The following is a 17641-nucleotide window of genomic DNA, read 5'->3' on the forward strand; positions in this document are numbered from 1 at the left end:
CCCGGTACAGGGGTTTTCTCTACAATGAGTTCGGCGGCGTCCTACTCTCCCACAGGGTCCCCCCTGCAGTACCATCGGCGCTGTGAGGCTTAGCTTCCGGGTTCGGAATGTAACCGGGCGTTTCCCTCACGCTATGACCACCGAAACACTATGAAACTGTTCAACCGGAGCCGTGGCATGGCTACAACGGTTGTTCGTGGTTTCAGAACCAACACAGTGGACGCGAGCAACTGAGGACAAGCCCTCGGCCTATTAGTACCAGTCAGCTTCGCCCATTACTGGGCTTCCACATCTGGCCTATCAACCCAGTCGTCTACTGGGAGCCTTAACCCCTCAAAGGGGGTGGGAATACTCATCTCGAAGCAGGCTTCCCGCTTAGATGCTTTCAGCGGTTATCCCTCCCGAACGTAGCCAACCAGCCATGCCCTTGGCAGGACAACTGGCACACCAGAGGTTCGTCCGTCCCGGTCCTCTCGTACTAGGGACAGCCCTTCTCAATATTCCTGCGCGCGCAGCGGATAGGGACCGAACTGTCTCACGACGTTCTAAACCCAGCTCGCGTACCGCTTTAATGGGCGAACAGCCCAACCCTTGGGACCGACTCCAGCCCCAGGATGCGACGAGCCGACATCGAGGTGCCAAACCATCCCGTCGATATGGACTCTTGGGGAAGATCAGCCTGTTATCCCCGGGGTACCTTTTATCCGTTGAGCGACGGCGCTTCCACAAGCCACCGCCGGATCACTAGTCCCGACTTTCGTCCCTGCTCGACCCGTCGGTCTCACAGTCAAGCTCCCTTGTGCACTTACACTCAACACCTGATTACCAACCAGGCTGAGGGAACCTTTGGGCGCCTCCGTTACTCTTTAGGAGGCAACCGCCCCAGTTAAACTACCCATCAGACACTGTCCCTGATCCGGATCACGGACCCAGGTTAGACATCCAGCACGACCAGACTGGTATTTCAACGACGACTCCACCCGAGCTGGCGCTCGAGCTTCACAGTCTCCCAGCTATCCTACACAAGCCGAACCGAACACCAATATCAAACTGTAGTAAAGGTCCCGGGGTCTTTCCGTCCTGCTGCGCGAAACGAGCATCTTTACTCGTAGTGCAATTTCACCGGGCCTATGGTTGAGACAGTCGAGAAGTCGTTACGCCATTCGTGCAGGTCGGAACTTACCCGACAAGGAATTTCGCTACCTTAGGATGGTTATAGTTACCACCGCCGTTTACTGGCGCTTAAGTTCTCAGCTTCGCCACCCCGAAGAGTGACTAACCGGTCCCCTTAACGTTCCAGCACCGGGCAGGCGTCAGTCCGTATACATCGCCTTACGGCTTCGCACGGACCTGTGTTTTTAGTAAACAGTCGCTTCTCGCTGGTCTCTGCGGCCACCCCCAGCTCAAGCAGCAAGTGCTATCACCGGTGATGGCCCCCCTTCTCCCGAAGTTACGGGGGCATTTTGCCGAGTTCCTTAACCATAGTTCACCCGAACGCCTCGGTATTCTCTACCTGACCACCTGAGTCGGTTTAGGGTACGGGCCGCCATGAAACTCGCTAGAGGCTTTTCTCGACAGCATAGGATCATCCACTTCACCACAATCGGCTCGGCATCAGGTCTCAGACTATGTGCCAGGCGGATTTACCTACCTGACGTCCTACACCCTTACCCCGGGACAACCACCGCCCGGGATGGACTACCTTCCTGCGTCACCCCATCACTCACCTACTGCAGGTCTGGTCCGTCGGCTCCACCACTTCCCTTTCCCCGAAGGGTCCGGGACGGCTTCACGGACTTAGCATCGCCTGGTTCAATGTTTGACGCTTCACAGCGGGTACCGGAATATCAACCGGTTATCCATCGACTACGCCTGTCGGCCTCGCCTTAGGTCCCGACTTACCCTGGGCAGATCAGCTTGACCCAGGAACCCTTAGTCAATCGGCGCACACGTTTCTCACGTGTGTATCGCTACTCATGCCTGCATTCTCACTCGTGAACCGTCCACCACTAGCTTCCGCTGCGGCTTCACCCGGCACACGACGCTCCCCTACCCATCCATACGGGCGTTGGCCCTATTGTATGAATGACACGACTTCGGCGGTACGCTTGAGCCCCGCTACATTGTCGGCGCGGAATCACTAGACCAGTGAGCTATTACGCACTCTTTCAAGGGTGGCTGCTTCTAAGCCAACCTCCTGGTTGTCTGTGCGACTCCACATCCTTTCCCACTTAGCGTACGCTTAGGGGCCTTAGTCGATGCTCTGGGCTGTTTCCCTCTCGACCATGGAGCTTATCCCCCACAGTCTCACTGCCGCGCTCTCACTTACCGGCATTCGGAGTTTGGCTAAGGTCAGTAACCCGGTAGGGCCCATCGCCTATCCAGTGCTCTACCTCCGGCAAGAAACACACGACGCTGCACCTAAATGCATTTCGGGGAGAACCAGCTATCACGGAGTTTGATTGGCCTTTCACCCCTAACCACAGGTCATCCCCCAGGTTTTCAACCCTGGTGGGTTCGGTCCTCCACGACCTCTTACAGCCGCTTCAACCTGCCCATGGCTAGATCACTCCGCTTCGGGTCTTGAGCGCGCTACTAAAACGCCCTATTCGGACTCGCTTTCGCTACGGCTTCCCCACACGGGTTAACCTCGCAACACACCGCAAACTCGCAGGCTCATTCTTCAAAAGGCACGCAGTCACGAGAGTACATGCAAGCATGCACTCCGACGCTCCCACGGCTTGTAGGCACACGGTTTCAGGTACTATTTCACTCCGCTCCCGCGGTACTTTTCACCATTCCCTCACGGTACTATCCGCTATCGGTCACCAGGGAATATTTAGGCTTAGCGGGTGGTCCCGCCAGATTCACACGGGATTTCTCGGGCCCCGTGCTACTTGGGTGTTTCTCAAACGAGCCGTTGACGTTTCGACTACGGGGGTCTTACCCTCTACGCCGGACCTTTCGCATGTCCTTCGCCTACATCAACGGTTTCTGACTCGTCTCACGATCGGCAGACCGTGAAAGAGAAATCCCACAACCCCACATACGCAACCCCTGCCGGGTCTCACACGCATATGGTTTAGCCTCATCCAGTTTCGCTCGCCACTACTCCCGGAATCACGGTTGTTTTCTCTTCCTGCGGGTACTGAGATGTTTCACTTCCCCGCGTTCCCTCCACATACCCTATGTGTTCAGGTATGGGTGACAGCCCATGACGACTGCCGGGTTTCCCCATTCGGAAACCCCCGGATCAAAGCCTGGTTGACGGCTCCCCGGGGACTATCGTGGCCTCCCACGTCCTTCATCGGTTCCTGGTGCCAAGGCATCCACCGTGCGCCCTTAAAAACTTGGCCACAGATGCTCGCGTCCACTGTGCAGTTCTCAAACAACGACCAACCACCCACCACCCCACCCTCACGGGCGAGTTCACTGGGGCCGGCAACTGAAGATCCAGACCTTGCGGCCGTACCTTCAGACACCCAACAGCGTGCCCGACACCCCACTCCACTCGTGATCAGCTTTCCACGCCCTCCTAAGAGAGCAGTACTTGCAGCCCGAGATGGACCGAGGTGCCGAATAATCAACGTTCCACCCATGAGCAACCACCGCCGGACGTGTGCCGACGTAATGGCCCTGGACGCCAACTCCGTGGAGCGGGCGCCTAGATGCTCCTTAGAAAGGAGGTGATCCAGCCGCACCTTCCGGTACGGCTACCTTGTTACGACTTCGTCCCAATCGCCAGTCCCACCTTCGACAGCTCCCTCCCCACAAGGGGGTTGGGCCACCGGCTTCGGGTGTTACCGACTTTCGTGACGTGACGGGCGGTGTGTACAAGGCCCGGGAACGTATTCACCGCAGCAATGCTGATCTGCGATTACTAGCAACTCCGACTTCATGGGGTCGAGTTGCAGACCCCAATCCGAACTGAGACAGGCTTTTTGAGATTCGCTCCGCCTCGCGGCATCGCAGCTCATTGTACCTGCCATTGTAGCACGTGTGCAGCCCAAGACATAAGGGGCATGATGACTTGACGTCGTCCCCACCTTCCTCCGAGTTGACCCCGGCAGTCTCCTGTGAGTCCCCATCACCCCGAAGGGCATGCTGGCAACACAGAACAAGGGTTGCGCTCGTTGCGGGACTTAACCCAACATCTCACGACACGAGCTGACGACAGCCATGCACCACCTGTACACCGACCACAAGGGGGGCACCATCTCTGATGCTTTCCGGCGTATGTCAAGCCTTGGTAAGGTTCTTCGCGTTGCGTCGAATTAAGCCACATGCTCCGCTGCTTGTGCGGGCCCCCGTCAATTCCTTTGAGTTTTAGCCTTGCGGCCGTACTCCCCAGGCGGGGAACTTAATGCGTTAGCTGCGGCACCGACGACGTGGAATGTCGCCAACACCTAGTTCCCACCGTTTACGGCGTGGACTACCAGGGTATCTAATCCTGTTCGCTCCCCACGCTTTCGCTCCTCAGCGTCAGTAATGGCCCAGAGATCCGCCTTCGCCACCGGTGTTCCTCCTGATATCTGCGCATTTCACCGCTACACCAGGAATTCCGATCTCCCCTACCACACTCTAGCCTGCCCGTATCGACTGCAGACCCGGGGTTAAGCCCCGGGCTTTCACAACCGACGCGACAAGCCGCCTACGAGCTCTTTACGCCCAATAATTCCGGACAACGCTTGCGCCCTACGTATTACCGCGGCTGCTGGCACGTAGTTAGCCGGCGCTTCTTCTGCAGGTACCGTCACTTTCGCTTCTTCCCTGCTGAAAGAGGTTTACAACCCGAAGGCCGTCATCCCTCACGCGGCGTCGCTGCATCAGGCTTTCGCCCATTGTGCAATATTCCCCACTGCTGCCTCCCGTAGGAGTCTGGGCCGTGTCTCAGTCCCAGTGTGGCCGGTCGCCCTCTCAGGCCGGCTACCCGTCGTCGCCTTGGTGAGCCACTACCTCACCAACAAGCTGATAGGCCGCGGGCTCATCCTTCACCGCCGGAGCTTTCAACCCCCCTGGATGCCCAGAGGAGTGTTATCCGGTATTAGACCCCGTTTCCAGGGCTTGTCCCAGAGTGAAGGGCAGATTGCCCACGTGTTACTCACCCGTTCGCCACTAATCCACCCCGAAAGGCTTCATCGTTCGACTTGCATGTGTTAAGCACGCCGCCAGCGTTCGTCCTGAGCCAGGATCAAACTCTCCGTGAATGTTTTCCCGACTGCGTCTAATTAAAGACTGCGGGGCGACACCACGAGAGCGGAACCGAAGGGAGGAATAATCCCCACGGTCCACAGCGTCCTCGCTGATGTTTTTCTTCAAAGGAACCTCGTCCCGGCCGATTGGCCGGAGACGGGGTATCAACAAACTTGGCGTTGATTTTTGGCACGCTGTTGAGTTCTCAAGGAACGGACGCTTCCTTTGTACTCACCCGAGAGACTCTCTCAGGCTTTCCTCCGGGCAGTTTCCCTTCGGTCTTGCGTTTCCGACTCTATCAGACCGTTTCCCGATCCGATTTCCTCGGCGCTTTCCAGGTTTCCGCTTTCGCGTTTCCCTTTCCGGCGGTTCCGACTTTATCAGAAGTTTTGGGCCGAACTGACCGGCATCCATTTCTGAATCATCGGGAGGGGCCTCTTGGAAATCGACGTTTCCAGAAGCAGGCAGACCCTAACCGCTGCCACTGGAGCTGTCCAGTTCTAGGCAACTGTTCGAATCTACCTCCCCGCTCGTCCCGTGTCAACGGTTCTTGTGGGGCGAAAAGGAGACTAGCAGGTCAGCGAGGGTGGCCGCACATCAGGCAGCCGTCGGGAGGACGGCGCTGCGCTCGTCCTCGTCGACGTCGCCGGTTTCACCGGCGCGTGCCGCACGACCGCCCAGTACAAAGACGTACGTGAGGAAGGCCAGTTCAGCCGCGATTCCGATGCCGATACGGGCCCAGGTGGGGAGTCCGGACGGCGTGACGAAGCCTTCGATGGCGCCTGAGACAAAGAGGATCAGGGCCAGGCCTATCGCCATGCCCAGGGCGGCTCGGCCTTCTTCAGCGAGTGCCGTGCGGCGGGGGCGGGGGCCCGGGTCGATCAGGGTCCAGCCCAGTCGCAGACCTGTGCCCGCGGCGACGAAGACCGCCGTCAGTTCCAGGAGGCCGTGCGGGAGGACGAGGCCCAGGAAGGTGTCGAGGCGGCCGGCCGAGGACATCAGACCGATGCCGACACCAAGGTTGAGCATGTTCTCGAAGAGGATCCAGATGACCGGGAGGCCCAGGAAGACGCCCAGGACCAGGCACATCGCGGCAGCCTGGGCGTTGTTCGTCCACACCTGGGCAGCGAAGGACGCGGCGGGGTGGCTGGAGTAGTAGGTCTCGTACTGGCCACCGGGGCGAGTGAGCTCGCGCAGTTCACTGGGTGCCGCGATCGAGGACTGGACCTCGGGGTGTGTACCGATCCACCATCCCAGTAGGGCCGCGACCAGGGTGGACAGGAGAGCGGTGGGAACCCACCAATGGCGCGAGCGGTAGACCGCTGCCGGGAAACCGTGCGTCAGGAAGCGGATGACATCGCGCCAGGAGGCGCGGCGGGTGCCTGTCACGGCACTACGCGCGCGTGCCACCAGTTGACTGAGGCGGCCCATCAGCTGAGGGTCCGGGGCGCTGGACTGGATCAGGGAGAGGTGGGTGGCGGTGCGTTGGTACAGGGCGACGAGTTCGTCGGCCTCGGCCCCGGTGAGGCGGCGTTGGCGGCGGATCAGTGCGTCGAGCCGGTCCCACTCGGCGCGGTGGGCGGACACGAAGACGTCGAGGTCCATCTGGTTGGCTGCTCCTCGGCTGCTCGTCGTAAGTGTCAGCTTGTCGTACTGGGGCGCGATGTGCGCTCAGCTTGGCAGACTGGCCGTTCTCAAGGCAGGTCAGGGGAAGGACGGCAAGCGTGAGTGAGCTAGTGACGGGCGAGGCGGTGGCGCTGGAACTGCGCCCCGCGAAACTGCCGAGCCGGGCGCTGGCCGTCTTGCTGGACCTGGTCGTGACGATGACTGTCTATGTCCTCGTGACCATCGGCTTGGTGGCCGCGACGGCTGCGCTGGACGAAGCGGCGCAGGTGGCGGTCACGATCGCGACCTTCCTTCTCGTGCTGGTGGGCGGGCCGATCGCGGTGGAGACACTCAGCCACGGTCGTTCGCTGGGGAAGCTCGCGTTCGGGCTGCGGGTGGTGCGGGACGACGGCGGGCCGATCCGGTTCCGGCATGCGCTGGTGCGCGGTGCCGTCGGTGTGGTCGAGCTTCTGATGACGTTCGGGATCGTCGCGTGCATCGCCTCGCTCGTATCGGCGCGCGGGCGGCGGCTCGGTGACGTGTTCGCGGGGACCCTTGTCGTACGGGAAAGGATCCCGGCCGGCCGCACGTCTTTCGTGCCACCACCGCCGCCCTGGCTGGCGGGGCGATTCACCGAGCTTGATCTGTCCGCGGTTCCGGACGGCTTGTGGTTGGCCATCCGGCAGTACCTGACGCGTATGCAGCAGTTGGATCCGCAGGTCGGTGGGGCGATGGCGGAGCGGCTCGCGCTGGATCTGGCCGCCCGTACGGGGACTCCGGCGCCGCATGGGGTCCCGCCGGCCGCGTTCCTGGCTGCCGTGGTGCAGGAGCGGCAGGCGCGGGAAGCTCGGCGATCCTTTGGCGGTGGCGTCGCCGTGGGCACGCACGGTGGCCCGGGTGGGCAAGTGATGCCGATGCCGGGCGCCGTCGGACCTGCACCGCTGCAACCAGGCGCCTACCCCTATCCGCCGACGGTTCCGGGAACCCCGTCACCACAGGCGTCGCCGGCACCTCAGTCGCCCCAGGACATTGCACCGCTGCCCGTCCAACCACCGCCCGCCGCGCCGCGGCAAGACCAGGCCGACCGTCCCTCGACCGGTTTCGCGCCACCCGCGTAATCACCGGTGTCGACGCCGGGCGGAGAACAGCGCGGGGATCTCGTCAGGCGAAGACCGACGGGGGTGACTCGAGGTGTTCCAGTTCGATGCCGGGGGCCGCGAGCACCACGTCCCCCGCGATGTGTACGGCGTGCTGTTCACCGGTGTCCAGGGCTGTGACCTGGTATTCGTCCACGGTCAGGGGGCCGTTGTCAGTGGCGTGTGTTTCTCTCGAGATCAAGGCCCAGGACTGGTCGAGGGTGCGCGGGGCGAGGACCGGGTCCGTGAAGGCGACGAGGCGTACGCGGGTCGCGGAGGTGGGGGTGGAGGGGGTGAGGCGAAGGAGACGTGCGGTGGCGATGAGGAACGCCGGGGACGAGCCGGTGAAGGCGTGGGCGCGGACGTTGCCTTCGGTGGCCTGCGTTCCCGTGGGGTCGGTGCGGACCCAGGTGACGCCGTCGATCGCGGCGCCGCGGACCTGCCAGCTCGCGGCGTTCAGTTCGAGACGGATGGGGCGGCCGAGGTCGTCGAGGGCGAGGTCGACGGAGCCGGCGACTGTGCCTTTCTGGGGGACACCCCCAGACCCCCTGCCGGAGGGGGTGGTGAGTTGGGAGACGTAGCGCCAGCCGGAGGGGCCGGGCGCGCAGTGGAAGTGTTCTTCGGCGAGGGGGGTGTGATCGTGCGGATCATGGAGCGAATAGCGGCCGCGGGGCATGGGGGTTCAGGTCCTCATCGGGGACAGGCCCCCGCCGTGACGGCGAGGGCCTGCTGACATCCGTACGCCGAGCGGTGGTACCGCTGCTCGGCGGGGAGCTCAGTAGCGGTAGTGGTCCGACTTGTACGGGCCCTCGACCTCGATGCCGAGGTAGGCGGCCTGCTCCGGGCGGAGCGTCGTCAGCTTCACGCCGAGCGCGTCGAGGTGGAGGCGGGCGACCTTCTCGTCCAGGTGCTTGGGCAGCACGTACACGTCGGTCGGGTACTCCTCGGGCTTGGTGAACAGCTCGATCTGGGCCAGCGTCTGGTCCGCGAACGAGTTGGACATCACGAACGAGGGGTGACCGGTGGCGTTGCCCAGGTTCAGCAGGCGGCCCTCGGACAGCACGATGAGGACCTTGCCGTCGGGGAACGTCCAGGTGTGGACCTGCGGCTTGACCTCGTCCTTGACGATGCCGTCGATCTGCGCCAGGCCGGCCATGTCGATCTCGTTGTCGAAGTGACCGATGTTGCCCACGATCGCCTGGTGCTTCATCTTGGCCATGTCGGCGGCCATGATGATGTCCTTGTTGCCCGTCGTGGTGACGAAGATGTCCGCCTTGTCGACGACCTCGTCGAGGGTGGTGACCTGGTAGCCGTCCATCGCCGCCTGCAGCGCGCAGATCGGGTCGATCTCGGTGACGATGACGCGGGCGCCCTGTCCGCGCAGGGACTCCGCGCAGCCCTTGCCCACGTCGCCGTAGCCGAAGACGACCGCGGTCTTGCCGCCGATGAGGACGTCGGTGGCGCGGTTGATGCCGTCGATCAGGGAGTGGCGGCAGCCGTACTTGTTGTCGAACTTCGACTTGGTGACGGCGTCGTTCACGTTGATCGCCGGGAACAGCAGGGTGCCGTCGCGGTGCATCTCGTAGAGACGGTGGACGCCGGTCGTGGTCTCCTCGGTCACGCCGCGGATCTCCGAGGCGAGCTGGGTCCACTTCTGCGAGCCGTCGGTGATGGTGCGGGTCAGGAGCTCGAGGACGACGCGGTGCTCCTCGGACTCGGCGGTGTCGGCGGAGGGGACCTTGCCGTCCTTCTCGTACTCGACGCCGTTGTGGACGAGCATGGTGGCATCGCCGCCGTCGTCCAGGATCATGTTCGGGCCGCCGGTCGGGGTGCTCGGCCAGGTCAGGGCCTGCTCCGTGCACCACCAGTACTCCTCCAGGGTCTCGCCCTTCCAGGCGAAGACCGGGACGCCCTGCGGGTCCTCGGGCGTACCGTTCGGGCCGACCGCGATGGCGGCGGCCGCGTGGTCCTGGGTGGAGAAGATGTTGCAGGAGGCCCAGCGGACCTCGGCGCCGAGGGCGACCAGGGTCTCGATGAGGACGGCGGTCTGCACGGTCATGTGCAGAGAGCCGGTGACGCGGGCGCCCGCGAGGGGCTGCGCCTCGGCGTACTCCTTGCGGATCGACATCAGGCCGGGCATCTCGTGCTCGGCGAGGGTGATCTCCTTGCGGCCGAAGGCGGCCAGGGAGAGGTCGGCGACTTTGAAGTCCTGTCGGCTGTCGACAGTCGTCATGTCGAGCTGCTCCTCAGATCGGGATTGGGGCGAGGTGGTACGGCTGTCTGCGCGGCGGCGGGCATGCGCATGCCCGGGCTGGGCACGAAGGCCCGGCAGGGCACGGCTGTGCCGGTGCGCGCAGCGCAGTCGTCGGAGGCCCTCTCTCCCTCGGCCGGTCCGCGGTGGGACCGCCCGACCGCCATCAGCAGCGACGTCTGGCTCAACCACCAAGCTACACCGGTGGGCCCTGCCCTCCCCAGTCCGCCTCCGGACATCGGGCCCAACGGGCCGGGGCCCGTCCGAACTTCGGACGGGCCCCGGCGACGTAAAAGAAGGAGGAATCAGTGCTCGGCGGGATGCGCCGGGCCGCCCGGTGTCGCCTCGCGGTCCGGGCCCTTCGCTGCCTCTGCCTCGTTGTAGATGTCGGGCTCGAGGTAGATGACGCGGGCGATCGGGACGGCCTCGCGGATGCGGGACTCGGCGGCGTTGATCGCGGAGGCGACCTCGGTGGCCGTGTCGTCGTGCTGGACCGCGATCTTGGCGGCGACCAGGAGTTCCTCCGGGCCGAGGTGGAGGGTGCGCATGTGGATGATGCCGGTGACCGTCTCGCCGTCGACGATGGCGGCCTCGATCTTCTCGACCTCTTCGAGGCCCGCGGATTCGCCCAGCAGGAGGGACTTGGTCTCCACGGCGAGGACCAGCGCGATCACGATGAGCAGGATGCCGATGCAGAGCGTGCCGATGCCGTCCCAGACGCCGTCGCCGGTGGCGAGGGCGAGGCTGACGCCGAACAGCGCCAGGATCAGACCCACCAGTGCGCCGAGGTCCTCCAGGAGCACGACCGGCAGCTCGGGGGCCTTGGCGTGGCGGACGAATTCCTTCCACGACTTCTTGCCGCGCAGCGGGTTGGACTCCTTGATGGCCGTCCGGAAGGAGAAGGACTCCGCGATGATCGCGAAGACGAGGACACCCACCGGCCAGTACCAGGCCTCGATCTCATGCGGGTGCTTGATCTTCTCGTAGCCCTCGTAGATCGCGAACATGCCGCCGACCGAGAAGAGGACGATGGAGACGAGGAAGGCGTAGATGTAGCGCTCGCGGCCGTAGCCGAAGGGGTGTTGCGGGGTCGCCTCGCGCTGGGCCTTCTTGCCGCCGAGCAGGAGAAGGCCCTGGTTGCCGGAGTCGGCGAGCGAGTGCACGGACTCCGCGAGCATCGACGACGAACCGCTGAAGAGGAACGCGACGAACTTCGCTACCGCGATCGCGAGATTGGCGGCGAGTGCCGCCACGATCGCCTTGGTGCCGCCTGAAGCGCTCATGTGCTCCTGCTGTCCCTTCGTACGCCGTCCAGGGCTTTGCCTGCCTTTTGCCAGTGGGCCATTGTTGCAGTCCGCTCGGACAACGGCGCGTCAGGTCGCCACAGTGGTCACATCAGGCCACTACGGTCGCGCGGAAAATCGTGCCAGGACCAGACACTTCGGCCTTTTCGCCTGCCGGTACGAAGACGGACTCGCCGGGGCCGAGCGTGCTGCCGTCCGCTCGTACGGAACCCGCCGTGCACAGCAGGATCTGCGGGGTCGCGGCGGTGAGGTCGTGCGGGGCGGCGTCCTGGGGCAGCACGAACCGGGAGAGGCGGAACTCGTCGATGGGGGTCGCGTAGACCTCCTCGCCGTCGGGGGACGCCTCCGGGCGCAGTACGCCGGGGTCGCTCGCCTCGAAGCGGACGACGCGCAGGAGTTCGGGGACGTCGACGTGCTTGGGGGTCAGGCCGCAGCGCAGGACGTTGTCGCTGTTGGCCATGATTTCGACGCCCAGGCCGTTCAGGTACGCGTGCGGGATGCCGGCGCCGAGGAACAGGGCCTCTCCGGGCTGCAGTTGGACGTAGTTGAGGAGCATCGCTGCGATGACGCCGGGGTCGCCCGGGTAGTGGTGGGCGATGTCGGCGTACGGGGCGTAGGAGCCGCCGAGGCGGGTGCAGGCCGTCGCCGCCTCTCTGACCGTGTGGGCCATGTCGTCCGGGTCTGCGGTCAGCAGCGCCGTGAGGACCTCGCGCAGGGCGGCCTCTTCGGGGTGGGCGTGCAGCAGGTCGACGTACGGCTTGAGGGAGTCGACGTCCAGGCCGGCGAGCAGTTCGGCGGCCTCGTCGGGGGCGCGGAAGCCGCACAGGCCGTCGAACTCCGTGAGGGCGCAGATCAGTTCGGGCTTGTGGTTGGCGTCCTTGTAGTTGCGGTGCGGGGCGTCGACCGGGATGCCGCGGCTCTCCTCGTCCTCGTAACCCTCTCTCGCCTGTTCGAGGTTGGGGTGCACCTGGAGGGAGAGGGGGGCGCCCGCGGCGAGGATCTTCAGGAGGAACGGCAGGCGGGGGCCGAACTTGGCGACGGCCGCGGGGCCGAGTTCCTTCTCGGGGTCCTCTGCGATGACCTCGGTGAGGGGACCGCGTTCGGTGCGCGAGGGTGCGCCCGGGTGGGCGCCCATCCACATCTCCGCCTGCGGTTCACCGGTCGGCTCCACGCCGAGCAGCCGCGGGATGGCGGTGGTCGAACCCCAGGCGTAGGGGCGGATGGTGTTGTCGAGGCGGTCCATAGTGTGTTGTTTTCTCCATACGTACGCTGCTCAGCGGGCGTTTGTCGCCATGCCGGGGTCCGTTGTGGGCTGCCCCGTGTGCGTCCAGATCAGGCCCCTGAAGCGAGCGCCAGGTAAACGGCGGCGAAATCCGTGATGGCGATCAGTTCCGCGAGGGTCTCCAGCTCGCCGCCCTCCTCGGGTTCGAGTTCGCTGATCGCGGTGTCGTGACTGAGGGCGAGTTCGCGGGCGGCCGGGGCGGCGGTGAGGCCGCCTGTCGGGCGGTCGCGGAGGAGCACCACGCGCGCGTGGATGGCCTGTTGCTCCTCGACGCGGTCGCGGAAGAAGTCGTCGGGGTCGGCGCCGGCGGCCAGCGCGCCGGCCAGCAGCGCGGTGTGCGCGACGAGCGCCTCGGGCAACTCGGCGGTGAGCACGGGGCGTCCGGCCAGTTCGGCGAGTGTGGCGGCGAAGCGGCGGCCCGCCGGGCCCGCGGACGAGCCCTCGGTCCAGATCACCGGTAGCGCCTCGGCCAGTTCGGCGGCGAGGGTCTTGGCGGGGTTGCTGTACGTCGCGATCGCCGGGCCGCAGCGCTCGGCGACACCGTCGAGGCGGTCGGCGACCTTCTGGATGGCCTCCGGGGGCGCCGTGAGCAGGCCGGTGCGGTCGAGGAGCGCGAGCAGCGGGGTGAGCAGCGCCCACAGGACGCCGGGGGCGGACGCGGCCACGGGCTCGTCCTGCTCGTACGGGGTCGTCGCCAGGGCTACGAAGAGGCCGTGTGCGCCGTCCACCGCCTCGGACAGCGGGGACTGGGCCGGGGCCACGGCGGCGACGGAGCAGCCGCGGCGGTAGGCCTGCTCGATCAGCAGCTCGAGGCCCGGCTCGGAGCCGTCGGGGGTGGCGACCAGGAGAAGGTCCACGGGGCCCGCCCAGCCGGGGAGCTCCCAGCGCAGGGCACCGGCGGCGGGGGCGACGCCGGTGGGGCTCAGCCGGGTGACCGGGCAGCCCGCGCCGGCCAGGGTGCCGAGCAGGTCGGCGACGCAGGTGGCCGCGGTGCCTGGGCCGGCGATCAGGACGGCGCGGGGGCGGCCGTCCGGCTTGAGCTCCGCGATGCCGGCCTCGGCGGCGTGCCGGGCGGCGGTGCGCACGTGGGCGCCTGCTTCGGCGGCCCCCCTGAGGAGGCCGCGGCGGTCCGCCTGGGCCAGTGCCTCGGGGGTGTCGAGCAGCGATTCGTCGAGCATGGGCGGCAGCCTCCGATCGCCGGTCGTCGTTACGCGGGGCGGCGGGCCTCGTCGACGAGCAGTACGGGGATGCCGTCCCGGACGGGGTACGCGAGGCCGCAGTCGTTGCCCGTGCAGATCAGCTCGCTCTCCTGCTCCTTGAGCGGGGCGTGGCAGGCCGGGCAGGCGAGGATCTCCAGGAGGCCGGCTTCGAGCGGCATGGGGTGTCCTTCCGAACAGGTGGATGCGGCCTGGTCAGGGTACCGCTGTGGGGGGCTGTGTGCGGGGGCGCGGCGCTGGCTTGGAGGGGGTGCGCTCGGGGGTGCGCTCAGGGGTGCTGACCAGGTGCGGGCCGGGTGCGGGCCGGGGTGGGTGGGGTTTTCGCCCCCTCCGCCCCTACCCGTCCCGTTCCTGGGGGCTCCGCCCCCAGACCCCCGTATCGGCCTGGACGGCCTCGTCCTCAAACGCCGGACGGGCTGAGAGGATCAGCCCCTGATGATCTTCAGGACCTCGTCCCGCACCTGCTCCATCGTCGCCGCGTCGCGTGCCTCCGCGTTGAGGCGGAGCAGGGGCTCCGTGTTGGAGGGGCGGACGTTGAACCACCAGTCGGCGGCGGTGACGGTGAGGCCGTCGAGTTCGTCGAGGGTGATGCCCTCGCGGCCCTCGTAGGTGGCCTTGATCGCGGTGAGGCGGGCCGTCTGGTCGTCGACCGTGGAGTTGATCTCGCCGGAGCCGGCGTAGCGGTCGTACTCGGCGACGAGTTGGGAGAGCGGGCCGTTCTGGCCGCCGAGGGCGGCGAGGACGTGGAGGGCGGCGAGCATGCCCGTGTCCGCGTTCCAGAAGTCGCGGAAGTAGTAGTGCGCGGAGTGCTCGCCGCCGAAGATCGCGCCGGAGGTGGCCATCTCGGCCTTGATGAAGGAGTGGCCGACGCGGGTGCGGACCGGGGTGCCGCCGTTCTCCCGTACGACCTCGGGCACCGACCAGGAGGTGATGAGGTTGTGGATGACCGTGCCGCCGGGGTGCTTGGCGAGTTCGCGGGCGGCCACGAGCGCCGTGATCGCGGAGGGCGAGACCGGGTCGCCCTGCTCGTCGACGACGAAGCAGCGGTCGGCGTCGCCGTCGAAGGCGATGCCGAGGTCGGCGCCCTCCTCGCGGACGCGCTTCTGGAGGTCGACGATGTTCGCCGGGTCGAGCGGGTTCGCCTCGTGGTTCGGGAACGTGCCGTCCAGCTCGAAGTACATCGGGACCAGGTCGAGGGGCAGTCCGTCGAAGACGGTCGGGACCGTGTGCCCGCCCATGCCGTTGCCCGCGTCGACGACGACCTTCAGGGGGCGGATGGAGGTCAGGTCGACGAGGCCGCGGAGGTGCGCCGCGTAATCCTCCAACGTGTCACGCTGCGTGATCGTTCCCGGTGTCACGTCCGAGGGCGCAGGGGCGCCCGAGTCGAGCCAGGACTCGACGAGGCCGCGGATCTCGGAGAGACCGGTGTCCTGCCCGACCGGGGACGCGCCCGCCCGGCACATCTTGATGCCGTTGTACTGGGCGGGGTTGTGCGAGGCCGTGAACATGGCGCCCGGCAGGTCGAACGCACCCGACGCGTAGTAGAGCTGGTCCGTCGAGCACAGTCCGATCTCGGTGACGTCGACACCGCGCGCCGCCGCACCGCGCGCGAAGGCGCGCGACAGACCGGGCGACGAGGGCCGCATGTCGTACCCGATGACGATCGCGTCCACACCTGTCACCTGGACGAAGGCCGCTCCGAACAGCTCGGCCAGTGCCTCGTCCCACTGGTCCGGGACGACACCGCGTACGTCGTACGCCTTCACGAGCTGCGACAGATCAGCAGTCACGACCAACCCTCCATAAATCCAATTCGGTCGCCTCAAACTACCTGGCCGGACCGACAGTCAGGCCGGGGGTGGCTGAGCGGATGCGCGTCCGTCACCTGCGGGCTCTCTTTGTCACCTGGGGGTAACACGCCGCGGCATCCCGACCCCCGCCTGTCAGGGCAGCATCCACCCGAGGACCGGCGAACTCTGCCCCGCCACGATCAGGCACATGATCAGCAGCAGCCCGATGCTCCAGGGAAGCACTTTGCGCAGCAGGTCGCCCTCGCGGCCCGCGAGTCCGACCGCCGCGCAGGCGATGGTCAGGTTCTGCGGCGAGATCATCTTGCCGAGGACGCCGCCCGAGCTGTTGCCTGCTGCGAGCAGTTCGGGGGACAGTCCCGATTCCCTGGCCGCGCTCACCTGGAGGGCACCGAAGAGGGCGTTCGCCGAGGTGTCGGAGCCGGAGACGGCGACGCCGAACCAGCCCAGAACCGGTGACAGGAAGGCGAGCCCCGCGCCGGCCGCCGCCACGAAGTGGCCGATCGTGGCGGCCTGTCCGGAGAGGTTCATGACGTAGGCGAGTGCCAGCACGGACGTCACGGTGAGGATCGCGAACCTCAACTCGTGCACCGTCGCGGCCCATTCCTTGACCGCCACGCGCGCGTGCACCCCGAGTACGACGGCCGTGCACAGCCCGGCGAGCAGCACGAGCGTGCCGCCGGTGGACACCAGCGGCAGCGTGAAGACATTGCCGCCGACCGGCTCGCCGTCCGGATTGACCACGTTCAGGAACGGCCAGTCGAAGACGCGCGTCGCCTGGGCCAGCCAGTCCTTCACCGCGGGGATCTGGGCGATGGAGAAGATGACGACGATCAGCGCGTACGGGGAGTAGGCGCGCACGACTTCGGGCCGCGGGTCCTCCTCGTCCAGGTCCTCGCTGCGTACGCCGGTCAGGACCGCCACGCGGACGGGCTCGGCGGCGGGCCTGCGCGCGTGCGGTACGGCGACCAGGGCGCCCGCTCCCGCCAAGGCGGCTCCGATGTCGGCGAGTTGCGCGGAGACGTAGTTGGAGGCGGCGAACTGGGCGACGGCGAAGGCGATCCCGCACACCAGGGCGGGCACCCAGGTCTCGCGCAGCCCGCGCCGCCCGTCGACCAGGAAGACGAGCACGAGCGGTACGACGAGGGCCAGCAGCGGTGTCTGACGGCCCACTACGGAGGCGACGGAATCCAGTGGCAGACCGGTGACTTGGGCGAGTGTGACGACCGGGGTGCCCATCGCTCCGAAGGCGACCGGCGCGGTGTTGGCGACCAGTGCGACCACCGCGGCGCGTACCGGGTCGAAGCCGAGGGCGACCAGCATCACCGAGCAGATCGCGACGGGCGCGCCGAAGCCCGCGAGGGCTTCCAGGAGTGCGCCGAAGCAGAACGCGACCACGAGGGCCTGGATGCGCGGATCGTCGGACAGGCGCCCGAAGGAGCGGCGCAGGATGTCGAAGTGCCGGGTGCGGACCGTCATCCGGTACACCCACAGGGCGTTGACGACGATCCACAGGATGGGGAAGAGGCCGAATACGGCCCCTTGAGCGGCGCTGGAGAGCGTCTGGCCGACCGGCATGCCGTACGCGAGCCAGGCGACCAGTGCGGCGGCCAGGAGGCCGATCAGCCCGGCCCGGTGCGCCTTCATGCGGACGCCGCCGAGCAGGATCAGGACGATGACGAGGGGCAGGGTCGCGACGAGGGCGGACAGGCCCAGCGAGTCGGCCACGGGTTCCAGTTCCTGGACGTACACGGGCGCCTCCTCGAATTCCGCGATGCGGAAAGCGGTTTCTCACGGGCGGAGGCATGGTCGTGTCCGCGACAAGTGCGCGTCAATACTTGTACA

Annotated in this window: 10 protein-coding genes and 3 rRNA genes; 1 reads left to right on the forward strand and 12 read right to left on the reverse strand. The window is 66.1% G+C overall.

Going from position 1 to position 17641, the window contains the following annotated elements:
- Window positions 1–28 precede the first annotated feature (28 nt).
- The 4 genes from rrf to OG219_RS19445 all read right to left on the reverse strand — a co-directional run bounded on the left by rrf (window position 29) and on the right by OG219_RS19445 (window position 6798).
- A 5S ribosomal RNA gene (gene rrf, locus OG219_RS19430) occupies window positions 29–145 on the reverse strand.
- Window positions 146–232: 87 nt separating this feature from the next.
- Window positions 233–3356, reverse strand: a 23S ribosomal RNA gene (locus OG219_RS19435).
- Window positions 3357–3679: 323 nt separating this feature from the next.
- Window positions 3680–5207, reverse strand: a 16S ribosomal RNA gene (locus tag OG219_RS19440).
- The 16S, 23S and 5S rRNA genes sit together here, the layout of an rRNA operon.
- A 583-nt stretch (window positions 5208–5790) precedes the next feature.
- Complete coding sequence (locus OG219_RS19445; RefSeq protein ID WP_266828201.1) at window positions 5791–6798, reverse strand: stage II sporulation protein M; 1008 nt, start codon at window positions 6796–6798, stop codon at window positions 5791–5793.
- Between the two features lie 119 nt (window positions 6799–6917).
- Here OG219_RS19445 and OG219_RS19450 point away from each other — a divergent pair, with 119 nt between their 5' ends.
- Complete coding sequence (locus OG219_RS19450; protein ID WP_266828203.1) at window positions 6918–7916, forward strand: RDD family protein; 999 nt, start codon at window positions 6918–6920, stop codon at window positions 7914–7916.
- A 43-nt stretch (window positions 7917–7959) separates the two neighbouring features.
- On the opposite strand, the gene OG219_RS19455 is transcribed toward OG219_RS19450, so the two are convergent.
- The 8 genes from OG219_RS19455 to OG219_RS19490 form a co-directional block, all read right to left on the reverse strand.
- Window positions 7960–8610 (reverse strand): hypothetical protein, encoded by a 651-nt coding sequence (locus OG219_RS19455; protein WP_266828205.1) that lies wholly within the window; start codon window positions 8608–8610, stop codon window positions 7960–7962.
- Window positions 8611–8709: 99 nt separating this feature from the next.
- A complete protein-coding gene (gene ahcY / locus OG219_RS19460) occupies window positions 8710–10167 on the reverse strand; it encodes an adenosylhomocysteinase (RefSeq protein WP_266828207.1) in 1458 nt (485 codons plus the stop codon).
- 323 nt (window positions 10168–10490) lie between these two features.
- Window positions 10491–11468 (reverse strand): cation diffusion facilitator family transporter, encoded by a 978-nt coding sequence (locus OG219_RS19465; protein WP_266828209.1) that lies wholly within the window; start codon window positions 11466–11468, stop codon window positions 10491–10493.
- A 112-nt stretch (window positions 11469–11580) separates the two neighbouring features.
- Complete coding sequence (gene manA / locus OG219_RS19470) at window positions 11581–12732, reverse strand: mannose-6-phosphate isomerase, class I (protein ID WP_266828211.1); 1152 nt, start codon at window positions 12730–12732, stop codon at window positions 11581–11583.
- A gap of 89 nt (window positions 12733–12821) precedes the next feature.
- On the reverse strand, window positions 12822–13949 hold the full coding sequence (locus OG219_RS19475) for an SIS domain-containing protein (protein ID WP_266828212.1): 1128 nt from the start codon (window positions 13947–13949) through the stop codon (window positions 12822–12824).
- A 29-nt stretch (window positions 13950–13978) separates the two neighbouring features.
- Window positions 13979–14149, reverse strand: coding sequence for a Trm112 family protein (locus OG219_RS19480; RefSeq protein ID WP_266460674.1), 171 nt, complete (start codon window positions 14147–14149; stop codon window positions 13979–13981).
- Between the two features lie 264 nt (window positions 14150–14413).
- Window positions 14414–15778: a phosphomannomutase/phosphoglucomutase gene (locus OG219_RS19485; RefSeq protein WP_266828213.1), complete on the reverse strand. Its 1365-nt coding sequence runs from the start codon at window positions 15776–15778 to the stop codon at window positions 14414–14416.
- A gap of 153 nt (window positions 15779–15931) precedes the next feature.
- On the reverse strand, window positions 15932–17548 hold the full coding sequence (locus OG219_RS19490) for an L-lactate permease (RefSeq protein ID WP_266828214.1): 1617 nt from the start codon (window positions 17546–17548) through the stop codon (window positions 15932–15934).
- Window positions 17549–17641: the final 93 nt, after the last annotated feature.

The sequence above is a fragment of the Streptomyces sp. NBC_00038 genome (assembly GCF_026343635.1).
Lineage (GTDB): Bacteria > Actinomycetota > Actinomycetes > Streptomycetales > Streptomycetaceae > Streptomyces.